Below are 16,999 nucleotides of genomic sequence, written 5' to 3'. Positions count from 1 at the left end.
TGCTATTTATACCGTTTTATTGTCGAGAACTGCTGAAATTTCGAGTGCCTTTAATGCCCCTTTTTCAATGATCTGTTGCAATTTCTGGTTGACTGTTTCTTCAAAATGAGGAAACTTCGTTAAATTGATCCCCCATAAGCCCGTATCTGAAAGCACGGTATGGACGAGTGTATCTGGATTGCACCAAGCGGCATGTAACCTCGGTGCCGATTCGTCCTGAAGCACAACCGTTCGTCCATTAATCAATTGCTCATACTGAGCACCGTTCAGCGTGGATTTTAGTAGATAGAGATAAGCCGCAAATCCAAGTGCGAAGAGTTGAGGAGCTTTATTGTGCGTTGTATACCACTTTTTTAGCAAGGGAATATTGCGCATTGCCATTTTTGAGCTATAGTTTAAAGCGATGGATTCCCATTTGTGTTCCAGATGTGGATTAGCAAAGCGGTCGATGACTTTGGATGAGAAATCGTTGATATCCGCAACAGAAATACTGTCGCTTAAAATGGCGGGACCAATTTCATCTTGCATTAAAAGACGTATAAATTGATTGAATGCTGCATTTTGCATGGCCTCCTTTACAGTTTCGAAGCCCGCAAGAAGGGCAAGGGCACAACTTAAAGTATGCGTTCCATTGAGCAGCCTTAGTTTGATTTCCTTGTACTTTTCAATTGATGGAACCAACATGACATTCGGATCTGCCAATGCAAAGGACAGGCGTTGTTGTATACGTTCAGAAGTCGCTTCTATCGCCCATAAGCGAAAGGGTTCGGCCATAATCATCAATTGATCTTCGTAGCCCAGTAAAGCGCAGGTTTTCGTGTATTCCGCTAGAGGCAATGCTCCAGGGACGATACGATCGACTAGGGTGTTACAAAAGTCATTGGCGGTATTAAGCCAGTCCATAAACTCTTCTGGGAGTTCATTCAACTTAGCGAGGGCAGTGACGATTGATTTCAGTTTAGTTCCATTGTCGGTAATCAATTCGCTAGGGACGACGGTTAAGCCCTTGTTTTTATCCGCATTGAAGTAAACAAATCTCCGATAAAGAATAGCCAAAAGTTTACCCGGGAAAGAAGCCGGTGGTGCGTCACTGATGCGGTCTTCGCTCATAACAATGCCGACTTCGGTGGTGTTGGAGAAGACAATTTCAAGATCCGGATTTTCGGCGCTTTTTAATATTTCTGACCAATGTTGGTTGGCCGCCAATACACGGGAAATCGAATTATTGATTTCATATTGTGAAATCTCTTCACCGTCTTCTATACCTTTAATGGATAATGTGTATAGGTTGTCCTGTTGTTCGAAGGCATCAGAACCTGCCGAACTTGTTGACTTTACAACCAGGATTCTACCGCAAAACAGATTTTTTTGATTTGCTTTATGGACAAAATAATCCGGGAGGCCTCTGAGTAATACGCCGGTGCCAAATTGAAGAATCTTTTCTGGATATGCGAAGGACGCTGCCGTCGGTTTATTCACCAGGTCAGTGCTCATCGTTTGTATAGTATGTTGTGTCAGTAACATCTGCTCGTTTTATTATTGAATTTTGTATTGTTTTTTCCACTTTGGATAGTCCTTTTGGATCAGCTTTTCCGGCCAGTTGCCGAACCAGGCATAGCCATTTCTACGCTCCTCTGAAACCTCCTCAAAGTTGTATTTGATTGTATTGTCCCGATCTCCAAACAATGGACGGTTGTCTTCGAGATTATAAAATCGCGGCCAAATCGTGGAAGTCCGATCAGCGACAAGCTGCCGTTGATATTTTCCAGTCAGCGGATCCTGTATACGGTCGAAACGGTAACCTTCAATATCATGCTGTTCGAACCATTGTATTGCATGTTCGATGGCCTGCTTAATTTCAGTGGTTGCAGGCTGCAGCATGAGAAAGCGAATGATGGAAACAGATTCACTTGTGCTCAATGAAGCTGGTTCAAACTTTCTTGCCTGAGCAGGTTTTAAAGTATTCTGATTGTATTGCGCAGCCCAAATACTCCTTTCCCCACCTTGCATGACCTGTGTTTTCAGGATACAAACTATGCCCTTTTCTACTGCTTTTTGTGCTTTTGACACAAATATGGGATTGATAGCCTCAAATCCGTCTTGCCTATTTGCTACTTTGTAAAGCACCAGTAATGCATTGATCATGGCATTATCGTTGTAGGTTATCTCAGCTCTATAGAGTGATTTATTTGGATAGTATTGTGGAAATCCACCATTCTCATATTGAGCCGATAAAATATAGGCAATACCTTTTTCTGCTGCAGTCAAATAAGCCTGATTTCTCGTGTCCTTAAAAGCCTTGATCAATCCAGTTATTTCCCGGGTTGTCGCATTATTGTCGAGTGTGGCATGATCAATAGCTGTTTCCTTGATCTTCTGTAAGAGCTCGTTCGTTAATGGAAGTCTATAATCTACCACACTTTTGTCTGCCAACTGTTTGGGCCAGGCCCCATTTGATAACTGGTACTGAAGCATCTTTTCGGCCAATGAATCTTTGTTAGGCAGGGTCTGTCCAATACCGTAATGATGAAATACTGATACCGCGATGAAACTTAGCATACTTATTTTTCTCATGGTCTCTAGTTGTTGATCTGTTTGAATAACCAGTGTACTAAATCATTCGCTGCAGTAAAGTTCTCATATTCCTTAGGTAGTTTTCTTCCATCGGTATATTCATTATATAACCAGGGGTCCCCAATGGCAAATACGGTACCTTTTCCATATTTTGCCGTAGCAATGATGGTATCACCATTGTCTTGAATCAATGCTTGGGCCGGAGCGTTTACCTGTAATGTTGAAATTTCCTTGATATATATTTGGGTTGTATTCGGAAATACGGCATTATCCTTTGGAATTGCAATTGCTCCTGTCTGAAAATCATTTCCTTTCACACGATTGCGGCTGTCCTCATTGAATGTGATGCCAAATTTTTGTGCGAGGGTATTGAATTTGCTGATTTCGCAGTTGCCGCTATCATTTAAGAAAAGAACAAGTACCCCGCCCTGTTTAACCCATTGAGCAATCTGTTGGGCGTCGGTTTCATTCATAAAATGCGGATGCTCAGTTTCTTTCTCTGTATCGGGGTCTACAATGATATAGACATTGGATTTTGAGAGATTTTGTACTGTAGGTGCTGTTTTTAATGTGTTTAATTGACCACCATTTTTTTCAAATACCCTACCCAAAAGGGAAAATCCGTTGTTATCGTCACCATTCCAAAGATAATGGTAGGGTTTAAGTTGCCCCGATGCAGTCTTTTTATATTCGTTGTTGAAATAATTGTCCAATGTGATAGTGCGTCTTTTTTTTCCTTTTTGTTCCTTTCCAAATTCAACTTCGGAAGCTGCAAGGATAAAAGCACCGACTCCTTTGGGATCATTGGTAATGACTGGTTCGCTCATATAATATTCGAAACTACCATCGCGATATTGTTTTCCACCCAAACCGGAAACTTGAACAGTCTTTGTGAGATTAACACGGTTTTCTCCAGCAGGGGTGATAAATTCTTTTAAAAGCCCTTGGTAGCCCCGATCCAGATTTTTCTGAAATGAAGCCGGGATATAACCTTTGCGTAATGATTTTGCCAATGCAAATACAAACATACTGGAGGCCGAAGATTCCAGGTAATTTCCTTTTCTTGTCCCCAGATCCACAATGTCATACCAAACACCGGTTTTTACATCTTGATACTTGACGACTGCCGATAACGTTCTGTTTAAGATTGCAAGGAGTTCTTGTCTGCGCGGATGCTCCTCTGGGAAATAATCCAGCACATCGACAAGTGCCATGACATACCAGCCCATACCTCTAGCCCAAAAGTGCGGTGATAAACCTGTTTTGGGGTTCGACCAGCGTTCCTTTCTTGATTCATCCCAGCCATGATACAGTAGGCCTGTTTTTGTGTCACGGGCGTTTTTTTCCATGTAGCTAAACTGGTTGGCGATATCGTCAAAAGCAGCAGGGATATCCATTAGGCTTGCATATTCTGCATAAAAAGGTTGTCCCATGTACAAACCATCTAGCCACATTTGGTAAGGATAAATTTTCTTATGCCAAAATCCACCTTCATGTGTGCGGGGCTGCTTTTGAAGCTGTGCATATAATTGGTGGCAGGCCTTTAGATATTTTTCTTTACCGGTTACTTTGTAAAGTGTTAATAGCGCCGTGCCATTTTTGATATTGTCGATATTGAAGTCGTATGCATCATAGTTTTTAATCGAATCCGGAATGCTGAGGTAAGCATCCATGCGCGATTGCATATAATTAAAATAGGTAGCGTCTGCGGTATTGCGCCATACATCTGTCAGGCCTTCAAAAATAACCCCCATATCGTATGTCCATTTTGGAAATTTGTAGGTCCTGTTGAATAATGAATCCGGGTAGAGCTGTTCAAGTACAGTGTTAGCCATCTGCTCAGAAAAAGGCTTTTGTTGGCCAAATCCAGAAAATGGAACAAGTGTTGCAAGGTTTAAAAGAATTAAAAATAACTTTCTCATCGCGTTCCTAATTTTTGATCGTTAAGGATTTGTCTGTACTTCCCGCTATAAATTGACTGATCTTCTTGGCAGTCCTTGTGTTGGATTTCGATAAATGAATATTAGATTCAACGAGCTTATATTGATCAAAGTCCTTGGTGAAAAGCAGTACGGCAACTTGTTTGAGGTGCAGGTTTACATTGCTCTGCATTTCAATAGGTCCTGCCACCCAAATTCCGGCAGGGATCAGTACCACACCGCCACCAGTTTCGCTACATCTACGGATAGTTTGATTGATTAAAGCCGTATTAAGAAATTGACCGTCACCTTTAGCACCATAATTGCCGATATTTAACGTGTCTTTCTTAAATTCGACCTGTTGTACGATAGGACGGGCAGGCTCTTGTGCTATACACAGCTGTGGTAGCACGAGAAGCAATCCAAGAGCGGATTTCAATGTACGTGAATAGTGCTTTTTAAACGAATTCATTTTTTACATTTTGGTTTAAAAATGGTTATTTGTAAAAGCAATTGTACATTCTTTGTCCCTAACTTGGATGAAAAACTTATGCAATCGTTACCGGTCATGACTTATCGATCAAATGTAAGCGTTGGTACCCAATCCTTGAATACACGTTGAAAATTAAGGCTATCGGCCTCTCGATCTGTTAATAGGCGACTCCATTTGACACGATTTTGTGACACTGAGCCTGCGCCTTTGTTTTTATATTCTGCGAAATAAGCTGTTTTCTCATTTGACTCTTTGCCCCAGTTGTGCCAACCTTTATCGTCAATAAATTGGGGAAGATTACAATGCATGAAAATTACTTTGGCATAAGGTCGCCAAGGGCGTCCAAGATAGAACGTCTTTGTGTCTTTATTTCCCGTGATGTTGCAGTTGTTAAAGATATAGCCAAAATCTACCTGTTCGGGCGTAGATGCTGCGGTAATATAGCCCTTGTTTTTGCAGTGCAGTTCACAATTTTCAAACCAGGCCGTGGACCCGCCAAAGATAAAATCTACAGTACCTTCGATATAGCATTGGTAATAAAGCTGTCTTGTTCCCTTCCCGAAAGTGTATAAGGTGTCTTGAAATCCTAAGAAGCGACAATTGAGAAACAAATTACGGTCTCCGGAGATCCATGCCGCCACTGCCTGGCCTACCGGGCCGGATCCATTTTCGAAAGAAAGGTTTATGGCCGTAAAATCGTCCCCATAGCAATAAAAACTTGCTGAGCCAGAAGTACCCATTTCCTCACCAAAACGATTTTTCTTTTGCGCATAATCGTCATAACTGATAATCGTTTTAAATTTATCTTCACCGACTAATGTAACAAACTGCTTGCTCCCCGGGAGGATGATTTTTTCGCGATATGTCCCGTTTTTGATATATATTTTCGTTTCCTTTTTTCGAAAATCTGGGACAGCATGAATGGCATCTTGAATTGTCGTGAAATTTCCCGTACCATCTTTGGCCACGACAAAATCATAGCTCTTTACTTCCGTAGCAAAAAGAAAAAAAGGAATTAAAAAAAGGGAAAGTATGATCGTTCGCATTCCAAATTGTTTAATTGGTCAATGAAATTACCAATATTAAAGCCTTCCTTAAAGGAAATCCACCAAAATAAATGCGCAAACGTTATCGGTCACGTTTGCGTGAACCGATTGAAAAGACAATTCTAGCATGCTACCATGGCATGAAGCGTGCACTTGTATCTTGAAATATTACGTGTTTTGGATATCTTTGATTGAGCTTGTATAGCCACAAAAGGATGTTCAGAACGATTAAGGGGCCTAAATTGTCTATATGGAGTTCAATTGTATTGCATATAAAAAGCAATTTCTCTAAGTTTGTTCAACAAATTTCTCAACATGGACATCCAATCGCTTTATCAGATTTATAAACAGTATCCGAATATCACCACTGATACACGTAAAATTGAAAAGGATAGTATATTCTTCGCTCTCAAAGGGGCCAATTTCAATGGAAATGCTTTTGCAGAGAAAGCACTTGAAATGGGCGCTAAATATGTTGTTATTGATGAAGAGACTTTCCAAAAAGGAGAACAGTATATTCTTGTAGAGGATGTTTTAAAAGCATTACAGCAACTGGCAAATTATCACAGACACCAGTTGCATATACCAATTATTGGGGTGACCGGTACGAATGGAAAAACGACTACGAAGGAACTGTTGTATGCTGTTGTTTCGCAGAAGTATAAGGCATATGCGACAAAAGGAAATTTGAATAATCATATCGGTGTTCCATTGACATTATTGGCGATAGATGATTCCGTTGAGCTAGCAATCATCGAAATGGGGGCAAATCATTTGGAAGAAATTGCTTTTTTGTGTGGGATTGCCGAACCGACACATGGTTTGATTTCTAACGTTGGTAAAGCACATCTAGAAGGTTTTGGCTCTTTTGAAGGAGTAAAGAAAACCAAAGGTGAGCTATACGATTGGCTGCAAGACCATCAAGGGGTATTATTTTTGCAGGCCGATAACCCACATCTCAAAGAGATGGCTTCGGCTCGCAAGATAGCTGACATCATTACTTATGGTTTCTCGGAAGGTAATGATGTGATTGGAAAGCTTCTTAAAGCAAATCCCCTTTTGCAGATCGAGTGGCAAAAGAAGGGGGCGACCGAATCTTATGTAGTTGATACGCAGTTAACAGGCTCTTATAATACCGAAAACTTTCTTGCGGCAATTGCAGTGGGTCTGCATTTTGGCATTTCTTCTGAGGCGATCAATCGGGGTATTGAAGGATACACACCTACCAACAATCGCTCGCAGGTTATGAAAACGGCCCACAATACGCTGATCTGCGATTATTATAATGCCAATGCAACAAGCATGGCCGCTGCACTGGATAATATCCGGATTATTGAAGCGGATAAGAAGGCTATTGTATTGGGTGATATGTTTGAATTGGGGGCCGAATCCTTTGAAGAGCATAGAAAAATTGTTGAAAACGTAAGAGCTATTCCTGCAGATCGCAAGATTTTTGTCGGCAAAGAATTTTTCGCACATCGGTATGAAGGTGGAGAGTTTTATGAAACTACTGCTGAAGCAAAACAAGCAATCAGCGAAAAACCGATAACTAATGCCACAGTTTTATTGAAAGCATCACGCGGCATGGCTTTTGAAAATCTGGTCGATTTACTCTAGTCTTTTTAGCTTTGTGTTATGCACAACGAGGGGATAAGTTCGGGGTGCGACCATATTGCGACCATGGTGCTCGCGCATTGAATGTACTTAAAAAGGTGGACTCAACGTGGACTCACGGTGGACTTACCGTGGTCGCAGGGCGAAGATAGTAGGTGTTTACTGTGGCTTTGGTGCCACTGAATGCCAAATTGCCCATCAGGCAGATTTGAGTAAAAAGGAAGGGCAAAACAAACAGTTTTGTCATGTAAGGATTAAATAATGCGTAAAATGAGCAAATTAGTTCTATGGAAAAATGATGCTCATTTGGAAAAACGTACCTTTGTTGCATATAATGGATAAAAGACGTTTTTTTTTAGAAATAGCCTATTTTGGACAGGCTTATCATGGTTGGCAAATTCAGAATAATGCAATTTCCGTGCAGGAAGTGCTGAATAAAGCGCTTGAAACCCTGTTGCGGGAGCCCATTGAAACAACGGGAGCTGGCCGTACAGATACGGGTGTTCATGCCAAGCAGTTGTATGCACATTTCGATGCTGCCCCCGTGGGTATTCTACAAAAAGCTGATCGTTTTATTCATTCGCTCAATGCTTTATTGCCCTTTGATGTGGCCGTGAAGCGCTTGATCGAAGTGGAACCCGAAGCACATGCTCGCTTCGATGCAACGCAAAGATCATATGAATACCATCTTCATTTTCATAAAGATCCTTTTATCTATCCCTATTCATGTTTTATGCGCGATCGTCCGGATGTTGAAAAAATGAATGAAGCTGCACAATTTTTATTGGGTAAACAAGATTTCGAATGCTTTAGTAAGTCTCATACGCAGGTGTTTACAAATATTTGCGATATTCGTAGAGCTGAGTGGGTATGGCATACTGAGCAGCATCTGGTTTTTCACATAACTGCAGATCGTTTTTTGCGCAATATGGTGCGTGCCATTGTAGGGACATCGTTGGAAATAGGGATAAAAGGCAAGCCGGTTTCATTTATGCAAGATGTTATTCAAAGTAAAAACCGCGGAAAAGCGGGTGTTTCTGTTCCTGCACATGGTTTATATTTAACAGAAGTAGCATATCCTTATATATAGAACTTAATAGATATAGAATTTAACGTGAGTCAAGATAAAATAACTGGTAAAACCTACGATATCAATTTAGTGAAACGCATGAGTCGCTATATGCGGCCTTACCATGTGTCATTTTGGATATCGGTTGTTCTAACGATATTGTTGGCCGCTGTGGCGCCCGCTTTGCCTATGCTAATTCAGCATACATTAGATAACTATATTTTAAACTTCGATACCAATGGGTTGTCCCTCATGCTGATAGCGATGTTGGCATTGGTTATCCTGCAGACCTTGATTCGTTATTACCATACCTTAATGACAAATACTTTGGGGCAGTCGGTCATTCGCGATATCCGGATTCAGGTATTTAACCACATTGTTCAACTCCGGCTCAAGTATTTTGATCGTACGGCGTTGGGAAAACTGATTACACGCACCATTTCTGATCTGGAGACTCTTTCCAATATTTTTTCTGAGGGCTTGATCCAGATTATCGGTGATTTATTGCAGCTGGTCGTTATTCTGGTTGTGATGTTTTACTCCGATTGGAAGCTAACATTGATTGTTTTAATTCCCATGCCTTTGATGGTGGCAGCAACTTATGTGTTTAAAGAGGCAATGAAATCTGCTTTTATTGATGTGAGGAAATGGGTTTCCAATTTAAATACATTTTTGCAGGAACATATTACGGGAGTCGGGATTATCCAATATTTTGCGCGTGAAAAGCAGGAAATGGATAAGTTCAAAGAAATTAATGCGCAACATCGCAATGCACATATTCGAACCAATTGGTACTTCTCCATCTTTTTCCCTGTTTTGGAAATTATCATGGCTATTGCTTTGGGATTATTGGTATGGTTTGGTTCCAAACAAATTATGGGTGATGTGATCTCTCCCGGTGTAGTTGTGGCCTTCATCATGTATATCAATATGATCTTTAGGCCCATTCGGGAACTTATTGACAAGTTCAATACACTTCAAATGGGTATGGTCAGTGCTGAACGAATTTTTGAAGTCTTGGATACCGATGAAAAGACGCCTAATTTGGGGACCTTGAAACCCGCACATATCAAAGGAGAGATTGCTTTTCGCGATGTTTGGTTTGCTTATAATGAGGAAAACTGGGTTCTGAAAGATGTTAACTTCAATGTTAATCCGGGCGAGACCTTAGCTTTAGTTGGGGCTACTGGTGCCGGAAAATCTTCTACCATCAATATTCTAAGCCGGTTTTATGAAATCAATAAGGGCGAAATTCTATTGGATGGCCGTAATATCCGGGATTATGATCTTGATTATCTGAGAAATACCATTTCGACGGTATTGCAGGATGTATTTCTCTTTTCGGATAGTGTCATCAATAACATTACATTAGGTGATCCTGCAATATCTAGAGAGCAGGTGATCGAAGCGGCAAAGGAGGTGGGCGCGCATGATTTTATTATGCGACTTCCAGGGGGCTATGATTATGATGTGAAAGAGCGGGGAGCAACTTTATCTGCGGGGCAGGCACAATTGATTTCTTTTATACGGGCTTTGGTACACGATCCTCGGATTCTTATTTTGGACGAAGCGACTTCTTCTGTTGATACCGAAACGGAAGAAATGATCCAACATGCAATTGATAACCTCATGAAAGGAAGAACATCGATTGTTATTGCCCACCGCTTGTCCACCATTCAGAAGGCGGACAAGATTATTGTGTTGGATAAAGGCGAAATCAAGGAAATCGGAACGCATCAGGAATTGCTATCTTTCGATGGTTATTATAAAAAACTATACGATTTGCAATTTCATTCCGCAGGGATTTAATTAAGCGATAATACTCTCTTTGGGGATAGTTTCTTCGTCTTCGATACGTGTATTTGCTTTGATTTCGGAACCTCGACCGACTAGAACGTTTGCTCCGATTGAGACATTTGGGCCGATGTTGACAAAATCTTCAATAATGGTGTTGCTTTCGATAACGGCGGAACCGGCAATAACGCAGTGGTTGCCTATTTGTACATCTGGAGCGATCGAAGCGCCAGGGAGAATAATGGTGCCTTCACCAATTTCGGCTCTTTTTGATACGTAGGCTTTAGGATGGATGAGGGTCTGGAAGTTCCAGTTTGCGTTTTCTGACACAATCCTTTGGCGAAGACCAGGATTCTTGACTGCGACAAAGAAATTTTCTTCCGTGCCTTTTGATTCATGATGAAGTTGAACCTCGTAATCAAACACATCTTCAATTAGTAGCGATTTGTCGATAAGACCACCAATTTCAATCGCTAAATCTTCTGCTACATCTACCGCAGTTTTAGCATGAGCGGTTGCTCCATATATGTATAACATGGTATTTTTTTTTCGCAAAGATAAAGCTTTCTAAAAAGAAGCCCTTTGATATGATGTAAAAAAATACAACAAAATGTCAGGTTTGATTGTTTTGGTGTTTATAGAGCTGTAGGATTGGTTGTTTTTTCGGTCGCAATTATATTGCATATGAAAATCAATTTATCTAAGTTTGTTGATATACAAAAATTAAACTATGATTCAACGTATCCAAACTGTTTATTTGCTGATAGCAGGATTAGTCATATTTGGCTTGTTTCTATTTCCCTATGTTAATTATAGCGATTTAGTGGGTTTAGGAAAGAATGTGAAGGTGACTGGTGTGTATAGTGTTGCTGCTGGTCAGTCTGTACATGAGGGGGGATTTGGTTATATTCTCCAGACTGTGGTGACCGTGTTATTGGGAGGACTTCCGCTATTTACGATATTTAAATTTAAAAAGCGTAAAGTTCAACTTTTGCTTATATGGGTGGAGATTGTGGCGATCATCTTATTTGCAATCTGGTTATACTCGTCTGCAAGTACTCATCTTGCCACCGTGAGCCAGTTTTTAGGTGCCGGGAATATCGGGGTAGGTTTCTTTTTGTTGCCAATTTCGATTATTTTCTGTGCGTTAGCGATGGGTGGAGTACGTAAAGATGAAAAGTTGATCCGATCTGCCGATCGATTGCGAGCATAATTTTAAGACAATAAAATAATACGAGTTAAAGCCACGAAGATCGTGGCTTTTTTAAATATAATATGATATGAATGTTTTTTTTAGATATGTTGTTGTCTTGATCCTCTTTCTTGGAGGTGGGCTTGTAAAGGCTCAGTCGGCAGATTCATTGCTGGTTGTTGACGATATTCAATTCGATGTGCGGGAATTTCACTTCGATGAGGGTAAGAATGAACTGGTGATCAATTTGTTTGCGATATCTTATAGTACCGATCCACGAGAATATAAAATGAACACCTTTTCCACGCAGGTGTTGGATCAGAAGAAACAACCCCATTTCTTTTCAACGATTCAGATGGGAAATGTTTTGGTTAAATTTGAAGACAAGCAGAATTATCTGCACTATTTGCTAGAAGAAGATAAGCCTGTGGATATACAGGTCGTTGTTAAGGATTGGAAGAAAACGGATAAGCCGGTTATGATTAAACTGGTGTTTGAGAGCAGTACGGAAGAGGGTGAGTTTTTGGAAGTTCCTATTCCATTAAAGAAATAATAGATTTTGGCTCTTGAGCAAAAAAGCTTCAAAGTTATACTTTGAAGCTTTTTTGATTATTCAATATTATCGATTGTATCTGATCTGCTGTTTGTCCATCATACCCATTTGGTCTTTCATCATTTTGATCTGATCGGCCAATAATTTGTTTTTATCTGCTTTTTTCGCTTCCTGAAGTAGTTTTTCGGCTTCACGCTTGTTGCGTTTTGCCATTGCTACACCTGCCAGGCTTAATTTTGCTAAAGCGATATTATGATCCATATGTAAGCCCAACGCCAATGCCTTCTTAAAATATTTTTCGGATTGCATAGGTGCACGTTGTGATTCGATCAGTCCGATCAGCATATTGTAGTAACCGTGCTGTTGTGGGATTAATTGCTTTTCGTAGTTGGTGATTTTACGGAGCCATTTTTCAGCTGCGGCCATATTTTGTTTACGCATATACCATTGCGCAATCAGCATATATTCGTGGAAAAATACAGTAACAAAGCCTAAGATCGTGATCAGGATACCTAAGATTCCCCATCCCCAATTTCCAGTCCAGAATAAGGCAACTGTTCCGATCAGCAATGCACTGCAAATAATGATTCTAACGAGATTTGACATAAATCTTTGTTTAAAATATTTGTATTCAATTTAATTCTGCAAATATCCGTTAATTTCATCGTTTAAGCAACTCGTTCAGGTGGTTATTTTGTAAAAATGTGTTTTTCCCCCTGAAGAGGATATGGATAAACAAGATGTGCTCGTTTTTTTTGCTGTAGTCTCTTGAAAAGAGCTTATGTGGATAAATTTGCCTTTATATGCAACTTTATCTATGTTTGGGGTATGGAAAAGCAATACGATGATTCTTGGGCTCCTGTGCTAAAGCCTTTGTTTGGTCAGCCCTATATGAAACAACTGTCTACTTTTGTGCAAGAAGAGCGTCAGAAAACGAAAGTGTTTCCACCGGCAGATCTGGTGATGAATGCTTTTAAGCTGACGCCATTGGACCAGGTAAAAGTAGTTATCTTAGGGCAGGATCCTTATCATAATGATGGGCAGGCACATGGCTTGTCTTTCTCTGTGCCAGAAGGGATTGCTTTGCCGCCATCCTTAAAAAATATCTTTAAGGAATTGCAAGACGATATACCCGGTTTTGTTGAGCCGCGTGCTGGCGATTTGACCTATTGGGCCAAACAGGGTGTACTGTTGTTAAATGCGACATTGACAGTGCAGGCACATTTGGCAGGTTCACATCAAAAGAAAGGTTGGGAGATTTTTACAGATAGTATTATTCATGCCATTTCGGAGCGTTGTGAACATGTTGTATTTCTGTTGTGGGGAAGTTATGCCCAAAAGAAAAGTGTGCTCATTGATGCGAAGAAGCATCTTGTGTTAACGGCGGTCCATCCATCACCGTTGTCTGTCTATCGTGGTTTTTTTGGTAGTAAACATTTTTCACGTGCAAACCAGTATTTGATGGAACATGATAAAACCCCAATTGATTGGCGCCTAGCTTAAGGTTTGTCTTGGGTTAAATAAACATCATTGCCGGTGATCGTCGCATGGAGCAAATATGTCCGAAAGCGAGATTCCGGTAATGATATTTTTGATTGGGCTGATTTCTTCGCTTAATATTCTAAAGGAATAATTGGCTCTTTTTTGCTGGTTGACATAATCATCATGGTTTGGAATGTCTTTACAAAAGGTATTTTGGAGATTTTTTCCATGATGACACCTTCATAAGCTTTAATATCTTTTACGTAAACCTTGAGAATGAAATCACAATTACCTGTAACGTGGTGGCATTCGGTTACCTCGGGTATCATTTTGACAGCAGCAACAAACTCAGGGATAGCGTTATGCGTATGGAAATCGAGTGAGATCTGGATAAACGATTTGATTCCAAGTCCCAGTTTCTCCTCGTCTACAAAAGCATGGTAACTTTTGATGAAGCCAGAGTTTTCCAGTTTTCGCACACGCTCTAAAGTTGGTGCGGGAGATAGTCCGATGCTAGATGCGAGTTGCAAATTAGTTATACGACCATTCTCTTGTAATAGTTTAAGAATTTTTAAATCTGTTTTATCCGGTGCAAAGGGCATATCTTAAGTCTTAATAATCAATAGTATTTGTAAATATACAAAATTATATTTGGAAATTTAAAAATATACAAAATTATTGATGATTAATAGATTTTAGCTATATTGTGTCGGTTTAGTTATAATTTTAATCGATGTAAAATCATTTGACTGTCATAATCGATTGAAATGTGCTCATTTTAATGAAATGGAGTGATAAATGTCATTTTTTTATTAAAAATGCCTTCGTAAGGTGCTATTAAATGCTGTTTTATTGGCTTTGAAATTGTAACTTTGCAGTTCGATAGGTGCGGAGGTGAAGCCCTCCCAAATTAGTTAAACCGTGAGAGCGCAATATGAGTACTAAAGACGACGATTTGTTAAAAGAGCTGGAGCTCGAAGAATATAAATACGGGTTCACGACAGATATCGAAATGGAAATTGCAGCCAAAGGCCTTACTGAGGATACGGTTCGTTTTATTTCGGCAAAAAAGAATGAACCTGAATGGCTATTGGAATGGAGATTAAAAGCTTTCCGTCATTTCTTGACGTTAAGAATGCCTACTTGGCAGAATTTCAAAGCTCCTGAAATTGATTTTCAAGAGATTTCCTATTATGCAGCCCCAAAATCAAAACCACAGCTTAATTCGATGGATGAGGTTGACCCTGAGTTGATTGCTACCTTTGAAAAACTGGGAATTCCTTTGGATGAGCAAAAAGTATTGGCAGGAGTTGTGGCGGTAGATGCTGTCTTTGACTCGGTATCTGTCAAAACAACGTTTCGTGAGAAATTAAAAGAACAAGGTGTTATTTTCTGTTCATTTGGTGAGGCCGTGCAAGAGCATCCTGACCTGGTGAAAAAATATTTGGGTACAGTGGTTCCACAGACGGATAACATTTATGCCGCGTTGAATTCTGCAGTATTTTCGGATGGATCCTTTGTTTATGTTCCAAAAGGTGTTAGATGTCCAATGGAATTATCTACCTACTTCCGTATCAATGCACAGAATACCGGACAATTTGAACGCACGTTGATCATTGCTGATGAGGGAGCTTATGTTTCTTATTTGGAGGGATGTACTGCACCTATGCGTGATGAAAACCAGCTGCATGCTGCGGTAGTAGAATTGATTGCCGAACGCGATGCTGATATTAAATATTCTACCGTGCAAAACTGGTACCCTGGTGATAAAGATGGAAAAGGTGGTATTTATAACTTTGTAACCAAGCGTGGAATCTGTAAAGGTGATAACAGTAAAATCTCCTGGACACAGGTAGAAACTGGTTCTGCAATTACATGGAAATACCCTGGTGTGATTTTAAAGGGTGATAACTCTATTGGCGAGTTTTACTCTGTAGCCATGACACGTAATTATCAGGTAGCTGATACAGGAACGAAGATGGTTCATTTGGGTAAAAACACGAAATCTAAAATTATTTCTAAAGGTATCTCTGCCGGTAAGAGCCACAACAGTTATAGAGGTTTAGTGAAAATCGGTCCAAATGCAGACAACTCACGTAACTTTACCCAATGTGATTCCTTATTGATCGGTGATAAATGTGGGGCACATACATTCCCTTATATCGAAAATAGAAATAAGACAGCCAAATTAGAGCATGAGGCGACTACTTCCAAAATCGGTGAGGACCAAGTATTCTATTTGAATCAACGTGGTATCGATTCTGAGAAAGCTGTTGGTTTAATTGTCAACGGGTATGCAAAGGAAGTATTAAATCAATTGCCGATGGAGTTTGCTGTAGAGGCTCAAAAATTATTGGCAATTTCATTAGAAGGTTCAGTAGGATAGATAAAAAATCATTGGGAATGTAGTTTATGACGCTACATTACACCATACTCAATACGAATAAAATGTTAAGCATTAAAAATTTACATGCGTCTGTAGAAGACAAACAAATATTAAAAGGGTTAAACCTAGAAGTAAAAGCGGGAGAAGTTCATGCGATTATGGGACCAAATGGTGCTGGTAAAAGTACATTAGGTAATGTATTAGCCGGACGCGAATCATATGAAGTAAGTGAAGGTTCTGCACTATTGGACGGTGTAGATTTATTGGATCTTTCACCTGAGGACCGTGCACGTGAAGGGCTGTTTTTGGCTTTTCAATATCCTGTTGAGATTCCGGGCGTATCGAATATCAATTTCTTGAAAACAGCTGTAAATGATATTCGTGAGTATAAAGGCCTTCCTCCAATGGAAGCGAAGGAATTTTTACAAATGGTAAAAGATAAGCAAAAATTGGTTGAATTTTCGGCTAATTTGGCTAACCGCTCTTTAAATGAAGGATTTTCCGGTGGTGAGAAAAAGCGTAACGAAATTTTTCAATTAGCGATGTTGAATCCGAAATTATCTATTTTGGATGAGACAGATTCTGGTTTGGATATCGATGCACTTCGTATCGTTGCAAATGGCGTGAATCAATTGCGCTCTAAAGACAATGCTTTTATTGTTATTACACACTACCAACGTTTGTTGGATTATATCGTTCCAGATTTTGTTCACGTATTGTACAATGGCCGTATCGTGAAATCGGGACCTAAAGAATTGGCTTTGGAGCTCGAAGAAAAAGGATACGATTGGTTAAAAGAATATGATACACAAAACGCCTAATCTTTTACCTGAGTAAATAGGATTGGAAGAGAATTTTGGCGATTTGATTAAAAAAT

The 16,999-nt window shown here is 40.0% G+C and carries 16 protein-coding genes; 8 read left to right on the top strand and 8 right to left on the bottom strand.

Features of this window, described 5'->3' with window-relative positions; all coding sequences use genetic code 11:
* Positions 1-6 precede the first annotated feature (6 nt).
* From ACHWSC_RS21465 to ACHWSC_RS21445, 5 genes are all read right to left on the bottom strand, one after another.
* The gene (locus ACHWSC_RS21465; RefSeq protein WP_394678118.1) at positions 7-1,524 is read right to left on the bottom strand and encodes a tagaturonate reductase; all 1,518 of its coding nucleotides are present in this window, start codon (positions 1,522-1,524) and stop codon (positions 7-9) included.
* Between the two features lie 12 nt (positions 1,525-1,536).
* Positions 1,537-2,574, bottom strand: coding sequence for a pectate lyase (gene pelA, locus ACHWSC_RS21460; protein WP_394678117.1), 1,038 nt, complete (start codon positions 2,572-2,574; stop codon positions 1,537-1,539).
* Positions 2,575-2,579: 5 nt separating this feature from the next.
* On the bottom strand, positions 2,580-4,496 hold the full coding sequence (locus ACHWSC_RS21455) for a glycoside hydrolase family 88 protein (protein WP_394678116.1): 1,917 nt from the start codon (positions 4,494-4,496) through the stop codon (positions 2,580-2,582).
* 7 nt (positions 4,497-4,503) lie between these two features.
* On the bottom strand, positions 4,504-4,965 hold the full coding sequence (locus ACHWSC_RS21450) for a glycosyl hydrolase family 28-related protein (RefSeq protein WP_394678115.1): 462 nt from the start codon (positions 4,963-4,965) through the stop codon (positions 4,504-4,506).
* Positions 4,966-5,066: 101 nt separating this feature from the next.
* Positions 5,067-6,032 (bottom strand): pectinesterase family protein, encoded by a 966-nt coding sequence (locus ACHWSC_RS21445; protein WP_075990270.1) that lies wholly within the window; start codon positions 6,030-6,032, stop codon positions 5,067-5,069.
* Positions 6,033-6,347: 315 nt separating this feature from the next.
* On the opposite strand from ACHWSC_RS21445, the gene murF reads away from it, so the two are divergent.
* The 3 genes from murF (at position 6,348) to ACHWSC_RS21430 (ending at position 10,524) form a co-directional block, all read left to right on the top strand.
* Positions 6,348-7,649: a UDP-N-acetylmuramoyl-tripeptide--D-alanyl-D-alanine ligase gene (gene murF, locus ACHWSC_RS21440; RefSeq protein WP_394678114.1), complete on the top strand. Its 1,302-nt coding sequence runs from the start codon at positions 6,348-6,350 to the stop codon at positions 7,647-7,649.
* A gap of 331 nt (positions 7,650-7,980) precedes the next feature.
* The gene (gene truA / locus ACHWSC_RS21435; RefSeq protein ID WP_201669754.1) at positions 7,981-8,736 is read left to right on the top strand and encodes a tRNA pseudouridine(38-40) synthase TruA; all 756 of its coding nucleotides are present in this window, start codon (positions 7,981-7,983) and stop codon (positions 8,734-8,736) included.
* 24 nt (positions 8,737-8,760) lie between these two features.
* Entirely contained in the window at positions 8,761-10,524 is a 1,764-nt protein-coding gene (locus tag ACHWSC_RS21430; protein ID WP_075990267.1) for an ABC transporter ATP-binding protein, read from the top strand.
* Here ACHWSC_RS21430 and ACHWSC_RS21425 read toward each other — a convergent pair whose 3' ends face one another.
* Positions 10,525-11,046 carry a hypothetical protein gene (locus tag ACHWSC_RS21425; protein WP_075990266.1) on the bottom strand — a complete coding sequence of 174 codons (522 nt, stop codon included), beginning with the start codon at positions 11,044-11,046 and terminating at the stop codon, positions 10,525-10,527.
* A gap of 193 nt (positions 11,047-11,239) precedes the next feature.
* On the opposite strand from ACHWSC_RS21425, the gene ACHWSC_RS21420 reads away from it, so the two are divergent.
* Both ACHWSC_RS21420 and ACHWSC_RS21415 read left to right on the top strand, forming a co-directional pair.
* Positions 11,240-11,722 carry a DUF4293 domain-containing protein gene (locus tag ACHWSC_RS21420; protein ID WP_075990265.1) on the top strand — a complete coding sequence of 161 codons (483 nt, stop codon included), beginning with the start codon at positions 11,240-11,242 and terminating at the stop codon, positions 11,720-11,722.
* Between the two features lie 67 nt (positions 11,723-11,789).
* Positions 11,790-12,254 carry a hypothetical protein gene (locus ACHWSC_RS21415; protein WP_394678113.1) on the top strand — a complete coding sequence of 155 codons (465 nt, stop codon included), beginning with the start codon at positions 11,790-11,792 and terminating at the stop codon, positions 12,252-12,254.
* A 66-nt stretch (positions 12,255-12,320) separates the two neighbouring features.
* Here the strand turns inward: ACHWSC_RS21415 and ACHWSC_RS21410 are convergent, their stop codons facing one another.
* Complete coding sequence (locus ACHWSC_RS21410) at positions 12,321-12,860, bottom strand: hypothetical protein (RefSeq protein WP_075990263.1); 540 nt, start codon at positions 12,858-12,860, stop codon at positions 12,321-12,323.
* Between the two features lie 222 nt (positions 12,861-13,082).
* Between ACHWSC_RS21410 and ung the strand changes: the two genes are divergently transcribed.
* Complete coding sequence (gene ung / locus ACHWSC_RS21405) at positions 13,083-13,757, top strand: uracil-DNA glycosylase (protein WP_394678112.1); 675 nt, start codon at positions 13,083-13,085, stop codon at positions 13,755-13,757.
* Between the two features lie 110 nt (positions 13,758-13,867).
* On the opposite strand, the gene ACHWSC_RS21400 is transcribed toward ung, so the two are convergent.
* Positions 13,868-14,338 (bottom strand): Lrp/AsnC family transcriptional regulator, encoded by a 471-nt coding sequence (locus ACHWSC_RS21400; RefSeq protein ID WP_046673117.1) that lies wholly within the window; start codon positions 14,336-14,338, stop codon positions 13,868-13,870.
* A 332-nt stretch (positions 14,339-14,670) separates the two neighbouring features.
* On the opposite strand from ACHWSC_RS21400, the gene sufB reads away from it, so the two are divergent.
* Together sufB and sufC are read left to right on the top strand one after the other, a co-directional pair.
* Positions 14,671-16,122, top strand: coding sequence for a Fe-S cluster assembly protein SufB (sufB, locus tag ACHWSC_RS21395; RefSeq protein WP_394678111.1), 1,452 nt, complete (start codon positions 14,671-14,673; stop codon positions 16,120-16,122).
* Between the two features lie 62 nt (positions 16,123-16,184).
* The gene (gene sufC / locus ACHWSC_RS21390) at positions 16,185-16,943 is read left to right on the top strand and encodes a Fe-S cluster assembly ATPase SufC (protein WP_046673119.1); all 759 of its coding nucleotides are present in this window, start codon (positions 16,185-16,187) and stop codon (positions 16,941-16,943) included.
* Positions 16,944-16,999: the final 56 nt, after the last annotated feature.

Source organism: uncultured Sphingobacterium sp. (assembly GCF_964277905.1).
GTDB classification, from domain to species: domain Bacteria; phylum Bacteroidota; class Bacteroidia; order Sphingobacteriales; family Sphingobacteriaceae; genus Sphingobacterium; species Sphingobacterium siyangense.
This window is presented reverse-complemented; position numbering and strand designations above follow the sequence as displayed.